We start from the raw sequence: 11,587 nt of genomic DNA on the forward strand, positions 1-11,587 counted from the left end.
TCAAAATGAGGGGAAAGAAAACCGCAATGCGGCATAATTTGTCACTCTGTCAAAGGCCATCAGAAATGACCTTTTGCACAGTGTTATTTACTGGATTTAAACACGGGCCAGAGTAAAGTAATCACCCCGGCTACCAGCACGCCATCAGCAAGGATGGACATCATTTTGCTGGTGAAGTCGATGGCAACCACCAGGAACATCAATACCCCGGCGGCTACCCAGCGCAATTTCCCGATCACAGGTACTGGTCCAGTGGAAGTTGCAGCGCCTGAGCAATTTTCTTGAGCTGCTTCTCTTCTTCTTCCCCGATGCCGTCGTTGTCAGCGACATCAAGGCACAGACAAAGAACATCAACAGCATCGTTTGTACCGGCAACGTCAGCCAGTTCGCGCAGCGCCTGAGCATTAGCAGATCGCGGCGAAGCTTCATAGCGAGCACGGATATTGCTACTCATCTGTGCGATCTCACCAGCAAACGGTGCGAAAGCAGGCAATGCTGAAATGGTTTTTTCCAGAGTGGCGATTTCTTTCGCGTCGCATGTGCCGTCGGCATACGCAATGGAGTAAGCACCCCACACCGTAGCTTCAACCGCGTCGCGGTTTTCCATTTTCTTAACTTCGACAACAGCTTTACGTGCTTTCTTTTTGAAGATACCGAACATAGTGACTTTCCTTTTAGCGGGTGAGCCAGCGCTCAGGAATGATCAGCCCACAGAGACAGTCACACCGACCGTTCCCTATGGCTCACCCCTGAAAGGCTCTGTGGTTGAATTGCGCCGAGCGTGGCGCGAAGAATTTCGGACATAAAAAAACCCGCACTGAGGCGGGTTTGGTGTCGTGTGGGCGTTAACGGCACATTTCAGCTTTAGCTTTCATGTAAGCCTCGTGAGCCAACTCCGCAGTTTGGAAACTACCAAGCTCTTTACGTTGCCCGTTGATGCGAATAGCGGAGCGCCATACGCCGCGAGCTTTGCACCAGTTTGCTCCAATCAGCTCGGACTTCGCCCCTTTTCGGACTTTGTGTCTGTTCTGCTGATTAACAAACTGGGTAACGATGCGTAAGTTGTCCCATCGGTTATCTTTGGGATTGCCATTGATATGATCGACACACTTATCAGCCGGCGGCAGCGCACCGTCCATATACAAAAAAGCCAACCGATGAGCGAAAATTAATTTCTTATCGATCATTATCTGGATATAGCCGTACGTATCTGCGTTCCCGGCTATTTTGCCAGGCGTAGACCGTGAGTTTGTTCGCTTGATCCAAACGAATAAACCAGTCAAAGGGTCGTACTTCAGAACCTCTTTCAGCCGTTCTTGGGTGATGCTCATGATATGCGTATGCCTTACTTTGAAATGAACCTTTGCCGCACAGGAAACCAGCCCGTCGAGGCTCGCCAGCGCTAACTGATTTCCTCAAAGGCTCATTTCAAATGGATTGGTTCGACGTGATGAATGCGCGGGCGGTGCGCAGGAAATACGGGTACAAAAAAACCCGCAACGTGGCGGGCTTTTCGAGGTTAATTATCTACAGGCGTTATACTCCATAATCAAAAGCATACAGGACAGTTTTATGCAAAGTCAACACTAACGTGCAAAAAAGTGTCGCCATTTGTTCCGATAATATTAATAAGTTGTCGCCTTCTCAAATTCTACTGCCGCGTGACGCTCCCCCTGGCGCAGCGTGTCCACCAGCATTTCATAAAAGGGTTTCCAGTTGCGTGACCATGAGGACTGATGGAGGTCCGGGAGACGCTTCAGAATGGCACGGTGTACCGTCGCCGAGGAGATAGCAGAGAAGCCATTACCAGAGCAACGTTCACACGTTTTGAAAACCGGTGCGCCACGTTCTTTGGTCGCTTTGCGATCCAGCACTTCACCTTTACCGCCGCACCTGCACCGGGCGCTGATCGTTCCCTTGCCTTCGCAAACATCACAGACCGCCGGTACAACCTCTGTTACCTCCGTCCACTGCTCCCAGTCAGATGGTCGAACAGCACGAGAGCGGCAGGCCCAGTATGGCGCTTTACCCCATGGGTAAGAAACTTTGCGGGTAATCTGCTCGCGGGTTGTTCGCCCGGTACCGCAACAGCTGTGACACGTCGCGCTGGTGGCGGCCGAACGGGAGTAATCAGCAAAGGCAAACTGCGCCAGCATCTGCATGCACCATCCGAACTGCCCACCAGCTGCTTTGCGAACATTCTTCGGTGCGACATCCATCGCATATCGCGCCAGCGCCTGAACTGCGAGCTGTTCATCCGTTTTGCTGATTCCCGCTTTACCGAAGAACGCCGCCAGGCCGAAGCGCGCACGGCTGCTGGTGGTACCAATCGCCGCCATTACGTCTGTTCCTGTAAGGCGGTCCGGAGAAGTTCCCTTCACGTCGTCGCTGATCTGCATTCCCTGAGGGCTAAAGTGTTTTAGTGATGCTTCAAGTTCCATATCTCAAACCCTCGTTACGTTGCTGGCTTCCCACTCGAGATCAAGCTCGCTTTGCGGCTTACCGACCAGGTAGTTAAATGGTTTTTTCTCGCCTTCCAGGAACTGGTGAGAGCGAGAGTCGAAATTAGCTCCGATGTCACCGATCCACCCTTCCCCTTCTCGTTGCTTCAACAAACGAATCATTGAAGCGGGGAGATTGATCGCGGCCTGTTCGTCTTTGTCGAGGCTCTCATAACCCATACGATCCGCTTTTCTCTGCGCCAGCTCACGGGGAATGTTGCGCCAGACGGCCATAACGTTGTCGGGCATGTCGGTTAAGGCGCCAGTGCCTTTTACGTCCATCTTTCCTGTTGGAGCGGAGTCGTTTGTTTTTCTGGCGTGGGTAACCAGCAGGACGTGACAGTTATGCTCGTTCTTGAAGTCGCACAGCGTATCGATGAAGTCCTTCTGACCTGTGTAGTCTTCTTCGTCTAAGCCACATTTAGCCAGGTTATCTATGACGAACAGCTCAATGCCATAGCGACGCCGGGCATAGGCAAAAATCTCAAGAAGCCGGTCTGCTTTGGCAGTTCCGGTAAGTTTGAATACCCAAAGGCGGTCAGAAAACCATTCGTTGGTCATAATGATTTCTTCACGTTTCGGTGAGGAAGTGCAGATGGTTTGCCGCGTGAGTCGGGCAAGCATTTTGCCTGGTTTAAGCTCCAGAGAAGCAATACACGTCCTGACGCCCTGACTCATCGCATCAATCGCGATATGTCCAACGAGCTCTGTTTTTCCATGCCCATTAACGCCATTAACGAGGGTCAGTTCACCGGCACGGAACTTAAAGTTGTTGTTCAGCGAAGCCCATGGGCTTGTAAACAGACCGGTATCCCGATGTTCGAATGCCTCGATAGTTTCCTGAAGCAAGTCCCCTGCTGAGCAAAGCTCATCGGGATCGAAGAATTTGGCGCGCTCCATGTATTCCAGAATGGAGTCGCTGTCCATGCCGTTCATCAGGCAATCGTTGATATCTTTGTGGGGAAGTTCAACCATGCGGCAACGATGTTCCCCAAGACGTCTGGCGATTTCTTTTGCAGCTTCACGGCCTACATTGTCGTTGTCCAGGCACAGCCAAATTTCCTGGAAGCGATCGAGGTTATGGTATTCATATTCAATCCACTGCTGTTTGGCCCCTTTGCCACCGCCAAAGGGAACAGACAGGGCATCATAGCCAAGCTGCGTAAAGGTCATGCAATCAATCTCACCTTCGCACAGAACTACCAGGCGGGTGTTTTTATCCAGAGCCTGCCAGCCAAACAGACATGGTTCGCAATCAGCTTCAGCCATAATCAGTTTTTTGCCGTTTGGCCTTTCGGTTCCAATACGTTTTACCTGTAGCAGTTCACCATTCCGGATGTACGGGAATGCCACTGCTGGTACCTCGCGGCTTTCGTCGTGATACCAGACCACCGCGTCTGTTACCTTAAAGCGATCGGCTGTTTCACGGGTAATTCCACGTGAAGCAAGGTAGTCATAGCATTTGCTGGCCGATTTAACGCCCTTTTTCGTCGGACGAGAGAACAGTTTTTTCTTCGCTTCGAAGTGGTGGTCGTCATCTTTCAGGCCAAGAAACTCTTTCGCCTCTCGCATTGCATCATGCAGCTGGCAGTTACGAACCAACACCCAGAGATCCAGCAGGTCACCGCTGTCACCGCTGGCAAAGTCAGCCCATGATTTTTTACCGCCGATATTGACCTTGAGGCTTTTGCCTGAGTCACCGTTCGTATTGCCAGCACACCACTCCTTCCCCTCCAGATGTCCTTTCGGAAGAAGAAACTTAGCGACGCGTTCAGCGTTATCCCATAGTTTTTCTGATAGTTCAGCTGGGCTCATAACTCACAAACTCCGTAAATCGAATTTAACAAAAAACCATCTCACAAATCCCTCGCACAGAACGCCGTGGTTATATCCGGCCACCAGCACACGCTTGAGGAGTATTTTCATGGGCGATACCCGCCACGGTTCATGCGATCGATCGCTGACTGATTGATAAACACCTCGGCAGAGCCGTCATCAGACTTTGCGTACCACTCGTAGCGAGACTGGTCTTGTCGGGTAGGGACTTTGTTTTCCTGGGTCTCTACCAGCCACGGTTCATCGAAATGTTTATCCGGCCCGAAGAACGTCGCCGCCTGCTTGACGAACGAAGTACCGATCTTTCCCTCAGAGGCCATGAAAGCTGCGTAGCGCTTAACCCCTTCCAGCATCGTCTCTGGTTTTACGCCCTGTTTAATACGTGCGTTCCAGGCTTTGAATGCGCTTAGCTTGTTATTTCCACCGCTACGTTTTGGGTATGCCTGCCAGGCTTCTTCAAATGCAGGAGAATAATCAGTTGAAGATTTCACTTTCGGTGTGTCGGCTTCAGCCGATGCACCAAGATATTTATTCTCTGTATTAATCTTCTGTGTAGTCTCCTGGTAATCTACTGTATGAATGGATGCGGAATTTCCACATGACTGCTCGTTGGTTTTCCCCATACCTGCATGCTGGTTTTCCGCATCACTGTTTGCGGAAATTCCGCATCCTTGTTTGTTGGTTTTCCCCATACCTGCATGCTGGTTTTCGCCAAGTAGAAGTTCTTCCAAGCGCTCCTGGTTTACTCTGAAATATAATTTTGCTGGGATGCCACGTTTTGCTTCTTCCAGTACGCCACAGGAAACCAGCTTTTTACGCGCTCCCTCTTGTTCGTAACGCGTTAATCCAGTCTCTTCTTCGAGATCTGTCTGGGTTTTGTAGAACCAATTCCCTTCCATGCGGTTCTGCCAATAGACAATCTGTGACAATAGCAATGCACCTGTAATACCCACGCCAAGGCGAACGAAGGACCGTTGAAAGGCTATTGGACGATCAACGAGCTGTAAGAAATTGCTCACTCCACAACCCTCCTGAAATAATTTTGAAACTTCCAGACAGGCTGCATGCATTCATGCGGATAATTCTGCCTGGTGAAGTACACCTGCTGTTTATCCCGATTCCAGCCGGTGACATGCACAATCACACCGCGCGGATCGCGATAATCGATATCCAATGGCTTAACTTGGTTTTCGGTAGTGATCGAGTGCGACATATCACACCTCATTGCCCGGGTGAGGGAATGTATCTGGAAGGTCTGGGCGGATCTGGTAGGCTTTAACTTCGCCACCAGTAGCTTTAACAATGGACATGACATGATCAGCCTTAACCCGGCTACCATTAAGCCAGCGAAATACAGCCGGTTGAGTAACCCCGCACGCCCTTGCTAATGCAGCTTGGCCGCCGAGAATATCGATAGCTCTCTTGACATGTTGATTGATCATAAAAATACCAAAAGTTATTGAACATAGGGAAAGAGTATAGCCTTGAATAACTTTATGCAATAACTTATCGTATTTGCCACTTAATAACTTTTTGTATAGGCTTATTGGTATGAACACATTCTCAGATCGTCTTCAAAAAGCGATGGTTGACGCAGGCCTTACACAGGCAGAATTAGCGATGAAAGTTGGGGTTTCGCAACCAGCTATCTGGCGTCTTGTTGCAGGCAAAACCAACACAACACGTAAGTTGGTTGAGATTGCTAATGCGCTGGGTGTGAGCCCTGAATGGCTATCAACTGGAAAAAATCATGTGCCTCATAGACAGGGCTATGTGATAGAGACCATGCCCGAAAGGGAGGTAAAGGATAACGCTGGCATATTCAGGGTCGAGGTTCTTGACCTTTCAGTGAGTGCAGGACCTGGCACGTTCATGCTTTCAGAATATGTGGAGGTTTTACACGCTATTGAGTTCACGACTCAACATGCAAAATCCCTCTTCGGGAATCGTAGTGAAGATGTCGTAAAAGTAATGACCGTCAATGGCGACAGCATGGCCAGCACGTTCAATTCCGGTGATCGTGTCTTCGTAGACATTTCCGTCCGACACTTTCTAACGGATGGTGTGTATGTGTTTGTTTTTGGTAAAACATTTCACCTAAAACGTCTCCAGATGCAGGGAAACAGGCTGGCAGTCTTATCGGATAATCCGGCATATGAGAAATGGTATATCACGGAAGAAAACCAAGATGACCTTTACGTGATGGGTAAAGCCATAATGCATGAATCAATCAATTACAATAGGCTCTAACCTTCAACACCCCACCTTTTGAAGCCGCTTTTAAGCGGCTTTTTCTTTGTCTGTAGCTGTAAGCATGCAGTTTAATAACAAAATTTAATCAAAAAAATCAATGCATTAAACTAAATCGCAAAAGAAAAATAAGTTTTGTTATTGCAATAAGTTATTGCATGACTTAGAGTTCATTCATCGGCAAACAACGGAGCCAATGAAATGAATACTCAAATCACCGTAGCCAAAACCATCGGCAAAAGAATATTAAATCAAAGATCTTCGCTTCGACTGTCTCAGGATTTTTTGGCTGATCATCTTGGTTTAACAACCGAAACCATTAACAACTGGGAAACGGAAAAAACTGTTCCGTTTGCTGACCAGTTAATCCAATTGGCTAACATTCTTCATTCTGATGTTCTGTGGCTCATTTCAGGAAACGAGCAGTGTGGTGAATTTACAGAGCCAACAAGCATTATAACTTCCAATCAACTTAATTCATGGTCTGCGGATATTGGCAATTGCAGAATGGCTTTATCCAACGCTATGGATTGTATGCCTCCGGAATTGTCGGCTATCGGTACGCTAACTATCGTTTATGAAAAATTAGACGACTTGCAAGAAACCATCTGCAAGCAAGCCGACAAGATTTAAAATTAATTAACATTATTTAATTAACACCTTTCTTGGTGGGGCCAAACTCACCCTGAGGAAATGAAAATGCAAAATTCCGTCGCAGTTAATCAGCCAGTTAAAACGCCTCAAATGCTGTTCGGATCTGACAACATCAATTACTTTGGCAACCGCGTACAAAGCTGCCGGATGGAAGGTGATTCAATGCAGCCGACCATCGAACCATGTGAGGTTGTGGCTTTCGTTGATTGCGGTGGACGTGCGCTTACCTCTGGCATTTATGTTTACACAATGGATGCTTTTGGTCGCCCATGTCTTTTCATTAAGAGAATTGAGCCATTAGCTGATGGCTCATTAAAAATCATTTCTGATAACCATCATTACGAAACTTTCACCCTTAATACCGATGAACAGAAAGAAATCAAAATTTACGGTCGGGTGGTGCTTCTTTGGCTGTGAGGCGCTTCGTATGACTTTCATCATTGATAAATCGGCATATAGAACAGCATGCCTTTATGCGGCCTGCGGTTACGAGGTAATCGCTCGACTTTACCTTAAAAAAGCATATGGACGGTAATTATGAGCATTTTAAAAGGCAGGATATTCAGGGTGTGAATATCAAAGCAGAACAGTTATCTGGTTTGTCGCAAACATTATATGAATATCACGACAAGCTCGACCGATTTCAACTTAAAACTCTATGTGCTCTGGTTTATGACCTGGCCGCTGAGATTCACGGATGGACCGAAAAGGAGGAAGAAATAGTTATGAGTTTGGAGGAAGAACAGCGCAATGGATAAATTAATAGAAACATATCGACGCCGAATACTTAAAGCCTCGTTATTACGCCACCAGCGTAAAACCGGAAGCACCTGCATCATTATTAATATGCCTAAGGGGGGAATAAACAACGTCGAATTAACAGAAATACTGCTTGATGGTCTGTTGAGACGATTCGAAAAGCTGGCTCTCAGTGAATACGGGAATATTGACGGCGTAAAAGCCATCAGAGGAATTTACAGCAACGCCGTAGATGTGAATGGCAGCGGTGAGTTCCTGACAGAAAGCGGAAAGGCATTAATCGACGAGCTCATTTCTGAGCTGGTCGAGTTCGTCAAAAAACAAAAAGTGGAGGCTCCGAAAACGGAGGGTAATGAAATGGGGGGATCTGATGGCACTTACAGCGATACGAATTCCTGAATCAGATTATCTCAACGAGTGCTTTTATTACGAACAAAAAACTGGAGAGTTGTTCTGGAAACATCGTCCCTTAAAACACTTTTCATCATCAAGTATACAAAAACAATTAAATACAAGATTTGCAGGTAAACCTGCTGGCGCGTTTATTAAAACAAAAACAGGAGCATATCGTATCGTGCGGTTAGATGGTGTCATTTACTATGCCCATCGCCTGATATTTAAAATGGTTAATGGTGTTGAGCCCGAAGTAGTCGATCACATTGATGGGAACACCACTAATAACAGAATAGAAAACCTGCGTTCATGTACAAACCAAGACAATAGTAAGAATGCGCGCTTATCTAAAACCAACACATCCGGCCATACAGGGGTGAGCTGGTCACATCACAAGAAAAAATGGTGGGCAAATATTGTTATAAACGCGAAGCAAATATATCTGGGATCTTTCACGGATTTCAATAAAGCAGTCGAGGCAAGACGAAACGCAGAAATTAAATATGGATTTCATGATAACCACGGAAAAAACAGAACACGATTCACGGGAGAGACCGGAAATGAAAGATAAACGCACCGTAAGCATGATTGACCTGGCATTACAGAAACACGATACGCCAGTTGGCCCACTGTTCGTAGCAGTACGTCACGGTCGTATCAAAAAATGCTTCACGCGAGATACGGCGATCCGCTATCTGGCTTTCTTCATGACCACCGAGGCTTTTGAGCGTTCAGGTTTTCCGCAGCATCACCCGCGAGTGCGTATTGATCGCGATGATATGGAGGTATGGCGAGACGGGGAAACAAAGGCTGAGTATCTGGCCGCCCACCAGCGTTGTGTTCGCCGTCTGCGTCGTATCCTGGCGCGCAAGCGAGAAATGGAAAAATGGTGTGAAAAATGGGACGCGATGCACGAGCGTTACGTCAAAGAAGTAGATGCATTGCAAGCCATCAAACCAGAAGGAGTGCATTAATGGTTGATTCAAGCTTTACCCCAGAGCCTACATCATCCGGCATCCGTTTTGGTAACCGAGTTATTGGTTATTCAGTTGCGGTTCGCCAGCTCGACAACGGTAATTATGACAAACGAATTCCGGATGGACTTGAACTGTTGGCTTGCATTATGGAAGGGATTGAAAGCGGCTGGTTTAACCCGGGCATCGAGAAAGAAATCATTCTTTGGCGCTGGATGCTGGTTGCCGTCTTTATTACGGAAGAGCAGGAAAAGAACGGGACCAGTGAGGTGGCCAACGATTCAGGAGGTTTCGACAAAGCAGTTATCTACTCCGGCCAGCACGGTTCAATCAGTATTTATCCTGCGCCAGAGCGATTCGCACTTGCTAATCATGTGGAAGGTATTGCCATTGAGAAATACGGCCAGGAGCTTGGTCAGCAGATGGCTCTGCGCATGTACAAGGGCATGTTAGCGGAAGACGAAGTGCAGGGGCTTCAGCTGTCACAATTTGGCCGGGAGGGTTTTAATTTGCTGCACGACAGTTTCATCGAACAGATTCAGAAAGAAGGCATGCCTGACATGCCAGTTATGCACTGAGGTGATTATGAGCGACGTTGTTCTTCTGGTACCGAATGACTGGGTTAGCGAAAAGGTTCTGATTGCGGTTACCGGGCTCAAGCCCGGAACCATCCTCCGGGCCAGAAAAGAATGCTGGCTGGTTGGGCGGGAATATGTGCATGTTTCACCTGACGGAAATCCGAAACCTTCCAGCGAGTGCATGTATAACCGTAAAGCGGTCGATGCGTGGGTGGCCTCAATGAAAAACAAACAGCCTGGGTGATCTGAGGCCATGAAAAAGGTAATCTCATATCGCTCTTGGGCGTCTGGAGGAATCAATGGATAAAGTTATATATCCAACAGGCGTCGAAAACCACGGTGGCACATTGCGCATCTGGTTTAATTTCAAAGGTAAGCGTGTCAGGGAGAGCCTCGGTGTCCCTGACACCGCTAAGAACAGGAAGATCGCCGGGGAACTGCGGACATCGGTATGCTTTGCCATCAGAACAGGCACATTTGAGTACGCGGCACAGTTTCCGGACTCCCCTAACCTCAAGACTTTTGGGGTGGGTAAGAAAGAAATTACAGTGTCAGAGCTTGCCGAAAAGTGGCTGGATCTGAAGAGAATGGAAATCTGCGCGAACGCACTCAACCGTTATGAGTCAGTCGCAAGGAATATGGTGCCAAGGATCGGGGGTAATCGGCTGGTGTCGGCGGTGACTAAAGAGGAATTACTGTATATCAGGAAAGATTTACTGACCCGTCACCAGATGCCAATGAAGGGGAAGGTCCCGGCAAAGGGACGAAGTGTTGTCACCGTAAATTATTACATGACAACGATTGCCGGAATGTTTCAGTTTGCCGCAGATCACGGTTACTTAGAGGCGAACCCATTCGACGGGATCAAGCCTCTTAAAAAAGCCAGGGCAGAGCCAGATCCGCTAACTCGTGACGAATTTATTCGCCTGATTGATGCATGCCGGCATCAGCAGACGAAAAACCTGTGGTCACTTGCAGTATACACAGGGGTGCGTCATGGGGAGCTGACCTCCCTGGCCTGGGAGGATATCGATCTTGAAGCTGGAACAATAACAATCAGGCGTAATTATACAAAACTGGGTGAATTCACTCTACCGAAAACTGAGGCCAGTACCAACAGAGTGATACACCTCATTCAGCCTGCGATCAGCGTCCTGAGGAATCAGGCGGAAATGACCAGGCTTGGAAAAAAGCATCAGATCGATGTTCAGCTGCGCGAATATGGCAGAACTGAGAGCCACGAGTGTACATTTGTTTTCAACCCTCAACTGGTCAGAAAATGTCAGCAGGTGGGGATCATCTACAAAGTCGACTCGATAGGTGATTTATGGGACGCAGCGATGAAGCGAGCAGGGATAAGGCACAGGAAAGCATATCAGTCGCGTCACACGTATGCGTGCTGGTCACTGTCAGCTGGCGCTAACCCCAGCTTCATTGCCAGTCAGATGGGCCATGCGAGCGCCCAGATGGTCTTCAACGTATACGGTGCGTGGATGGCAGACAGCAGTAGTGAGCAGATCGCAATGCTGAATCAGAGGCTCGCGGATTTTGCCCCACAGATGCCCCAAAGCATACATAGCAGCGCCAGAGCATTATTGAAATCAGTAAGTTAGTTAATAACGCCCGACATGTTAACTGCGTG

The 11,587-nt window shown here is 48.1% G+C and carries 18 protein-coding genes; 10 read left to right on the forward strand and 8 right to left on the reverse strand.

Going from position 1 to position 11,587, the window contains the following annotated elements:
* Window positions 1-83: 83 nt before the first annotated feature.
* From CKK19_RS10670 to CKK19_RS10705, 8 genes are all read right to left on the reverse strand, one after another.
* Complete coding sequence (locus CKK19_RS10670; protein WP_150320238.1) at window positions 84-239, reverse strand: DUF3927 family protein; 156 nt, start codon at window positions 237-239, stop codon at window positions 84-86.
* Window positions 236-661: a tellurite resistance TerB family protein gene (locus tag CKK19_RS10675; protein WP_015570939.1), complete on the reverse strand. Its 426-nt coding sequence runs from the start codon at window positions 659-661 to the stop codon at window positions 236-238. The genes CKK19_RS10670 and CKK19_RS10675 overlap by 4 nt, the downstream gene beginning before the upstream one ends.
* A gap of 184 nt (window positions 662-845) precedes the next feature.
* On the reverse strand, window positions 846-1,331 hold the full coding sequence (locus CKK19_RS10680; RefSeq protein WP_213320052.1) for an HNH endonuclease: 486 nt from the start codon (window positions 1,329-1,331) through the stop codon (window positions 846-848).
* Between the two features lie 294 nt (window positions 1,332-1,625).
* Complete coding sequence (locus tag CKK19_RS10685; protein ID WP_047051617.1) at window positions 1,626-2,441, reverse strand: antitermination protein; 816 nt, start codon at window positions 2,439-2,441, stop codon at window positions 1,626-1,628.
* Between the two features lie 3 nt (window positions 2,442-2,444).
* Complete coding sequence (locus tag CKK19_RS10690) at window positions 2,445-4,316, reverse strand: toprim domain-containing protein (protein WP_047051618.1); 1,872 nt, start codon at window positions 4,314-4,316, stop codon at window positions 2,445-2,447.
* A 107-nt stretch (window positions 4,317-4,423) separates the two neighbouring features.
* On the reverse strand, window positions 4,424-5,356 hold the full coding sequence (locus CKK19_RS10695) for a hypothetical protein (protein WP_000064516.1): 933 nt from the start codon (window positions 5,354-5,356) through the stop codon (window positions 4,424-4,426).
* Window positions 5,353-5,550: a DUF4222 domain-containing protein gene (locus CKK19_RS10700; protein ID WP_000019788.1), complete on the reverse strand. Its 198-nt coding sequence runs from the start codon at window positions 5,548-5,550 to the stop codon at window positions 5,353-5,355. The genes CKK19_RS10695 and CKK19_RS10700 overlap by 4 nt, the downstream gene beginning before the upstream one ends.
* 1 nt (window position 5,551) lies before the next feature.
* Complete coding sequence (locus tag CKK19_RS10705; RefSeq protein ID WP_023150197.1) at window positions 5,552-5,896, reverse strand: transcriptional regulator; 345 nt, start codon at window positions 5,894-5,896, stop codon at window positions 5,552-5,554.
* Between CKK19_RS10705 and CKK19_RS10710 the strand changes: the two genes are divergently transcribed.
* The 10 genes from CKK19_RS10710 to CKK19_RS10755 all read left to right on the forward strand — a co-directional run bounded on the left by CKK19_RS10710 (window position 5,889) and on the right by CKK19_RS10755 (window position 11,558).
* Window positions 5,889-6,587, forward strand: coding sequence for an XRE family transcriptional regulator (locus tag CKK19_RS10710; protein ID WP_023150198.1), 699 nt, complete (start codon window positions 5,889-5,891; stop codon window positions 6,585-6,587). The two genes, CKK19_RS10705 and CKK19_RS10710, sit on opposite strands and share 8 nt — an antisense overlap.
* A gap of 201 nt (window positions 6,588-6,788) precedes the next feature.
* Complete coding sequence (locus CKK19_RS10715; protein WP_006811077.1) at window positions 6,789-7,220, forward strand: helix-turn-helix domain-containing protein; 432 nt, start codon at window positions 6,789-6,791, stop codon at window positions 7,218-7,220.
* 66 nt (window positions 7,221-7,286) lie between these two features.
* Window positions 7,287-7,658, forward strand: coding sequence for a helix-turn-helix transcriptional regulator (locus CKK19_RS10720; RefSeq protein WP_225455136.1), 372 nt, complete (start codon window positions 7,287-7,289; stop codon window positions 7,656-7,658).
* A 152-nt stretch (window positions 7,659-7,810) separates the two neighbouring features.
* Window positions 7,811-7,999 carry a hypothetical protein gene (locus tag CKK19_RS10725; RefSeq protein WP_223259305.1) on the forward strand — a complete coding sequence of 63 codons (189 nt, stop codon included), beginning with the start codon at window positions 7,811-7,813 and terminating at the stop codon, window positions 7,997-7,999.
* Window positions 7,992-8,399 carry a hypothetical protein gene (locus tag CKK19_RS10730; protein WP_225455137.1) on the forward strand — a complete coding sequence of 136 codons (408 nt, stop codon included), beginning with the start codon at window positions 7,992-7,994 and terminating at the stop codon, window positions 8,397-8,399. The genes CKK19_RS10725 and CKK19_RS10730 overlap by 8 nt, the downstream gene beginning before the upstream one ends.
* On the forward strand, window positions 8,371-8,964 hold the full coding sequence (locus CKK19_RS10735; protein ID WP_071886803.1) for an HNH endonuclease: 594 nt from the start codon (window positions 8,371-8,373) through the stop codon (window positions 8,962-8,964). Before CKK19_RS10730 ends, CKK19_RS10735 begins: the two co-directional genes overlap by 29 nt.
* Window positions 8,954-9,367: a hypothetical protein gene (locus CKK19_RS10740; RefSeq protein WP_032667381.1), complete on the forward strand. Its 414-nt coding sequence runs from the start codon at window positions 8,954-8,956 to the stop codon at window positions 9,365-9,367. The genes CKK19_RS10735 and CKK19_RS10740 overlap by 11 nt, the downstream gene beginning before the upstream one ends.
* Complete coding sequence (locus CKK19_RS10745; protein ID WP_017384400.1) at window positions 9,367-9,945, forward strand: hypothetical protein; 579 nt, start codon at window positions 9,367-9,369, stop codon at window positions 9,943-9,945. The genes CKK19_RS10740 and CKK19_RS10745 overlap by 1 nt, the downstream gene beginning before the upstream one ends.
* A gap of 7 nt (window positions 9,946-9,952) precedes the next feature.
* Window positions 9,953-10,189: an excisionase family protein gene (locus tag CKK19_RS10750; RefSeq protein WP_006811088.1), complete on the forward strand. Its 237-nt coding sequence runs from the start codon at window positions 9,953-9,955 to the stop codon at window positions 10,187-10,189.
* A 55-nt stretch (window positions 10,190-10,244) separates the two neighbouring features.
* On the forward strand, window positions 10,245-11,558 hold the full coding sequence (locus CKK19_RS10755) for a tyrosine-type recombinase/integrase (RefSeq protein ID WP_058662518.1): 1,314 nt from the start codon (window positions 10,245-10,247) through the stop codon (window positions 11,556-11,558).
* The last annotated feature ends 29 nt before the right edge of the window (window positions 11,559-11,587 follow it).

The sequence above is a fragment of the Enterobacter sp. CCUG 70166 genome, from assembly GCF_020224095.1.
In the GTDB taxonomy this organism is placed as follows: domain Bacteria; phylum Pseudomonadota; class Gammaproteobacteria; order Enterobacterales; family Enterobacteriaceae; genus Enterobacter; species Enterobacter intestinihominis.

Bases quoted from the DNA above. Each gene is read 5' to 3' on its own strand.
- CKK19_RS10685 (WP_047051617.1), bottom strand. From the start codon at position 2,441: ATGGAACTTGAAGCATCACTAAAACACTTTAGCCCTCAGGGAATGCAG.
- CKK19_RS10745 (WP_017384400.1), top strand. From the start codon at position 9,367: ATGGTTGATTCAAGCTTTACCCCAGAGCCTACATCATCCGGCATCCGT.
- CKK19_RS10750 (WP_006811088.1), top strand. From the start codon at position 9,953: ATGAGCGACGTTGTTCTTCTGGTACCGAATGACTGGGTTAGCGAAAAG.
- CKK19_RS10690 (WP_047051618.1), bottom strand. From the start codon at position 4,316: ATGAGCCCAGCTGAACTATCAGAAAAACTATGGGATAACGCTGAACGC.
- CKK19_RS10715 (WP_006811077.1), top strand. From the start codon at position 6,789: ATGAATACTCAAATCACCGTAGCCAAAACCATCGGCAAAAGAATATTA.
- CKK19_RS10755 (WP_058662518.1), top strand. From the start codon at position 10,245: ATGGATAAAGTTATATATCCAACAGGCGTCGAAAACCACGGTGGCACA.
- CKK19_RS10735 (WP_071886803.1), top strand. From the start codon at position 8,371: ATGGCACTTACAGCGATACGAATTCCTGAATCAGATTATCTCAACGAG.
- CKK19_RS10675 (WP_015570939.1), bottom strand. From the start codon at position 661: ATGTTCGGTATCTTCAAAAAGAAAGCACGTAAAGCTGTTGTCGAAGTT.
- CKK19_RS10730 (WP_225455137.1), top strand. From the start codon at position 7,992: ATGGATAAATTAATAGAAACATATCGACGCCGAATACTTAAAGCCTCG.
- CKK19_RS10700 (WP_000019788.1), bottom strand. From the start codon at position 5,550: ATGTCGCACTCGATCACTACCGAAAACCAAGTTAAGCCATTGGATATC.
- CKK19_RS10680 (WP_213320052.1), bottom strand. From the start codon at position 1,331: ATGAGCATCACCCAAGAACGGCTGAAAGAGGTTCTGAAGTACGACCCT.
- CKK19_RS10710 (WP_023150198.1), top strand. From the start codon at position 5,889: ATGAACACATTCTCAGATCGTCTTCAAAAAGCGATGGTTGACGCAGGC.
- CKK19_RS10720 (WP_225455136.1), top strand. From the start codon at position 7,287: ATGCAAAATTCCGTCGCAGTTAATCAGCCAGTTAAAACGCCTCAAATG.
- CKK19_RS10740 (WP_032667381.1), top strand. From the start codon at position 8,954: ATGAAAGATAAACGCACCGTAAGCATGATTGACCTGGCATTACAGAAA.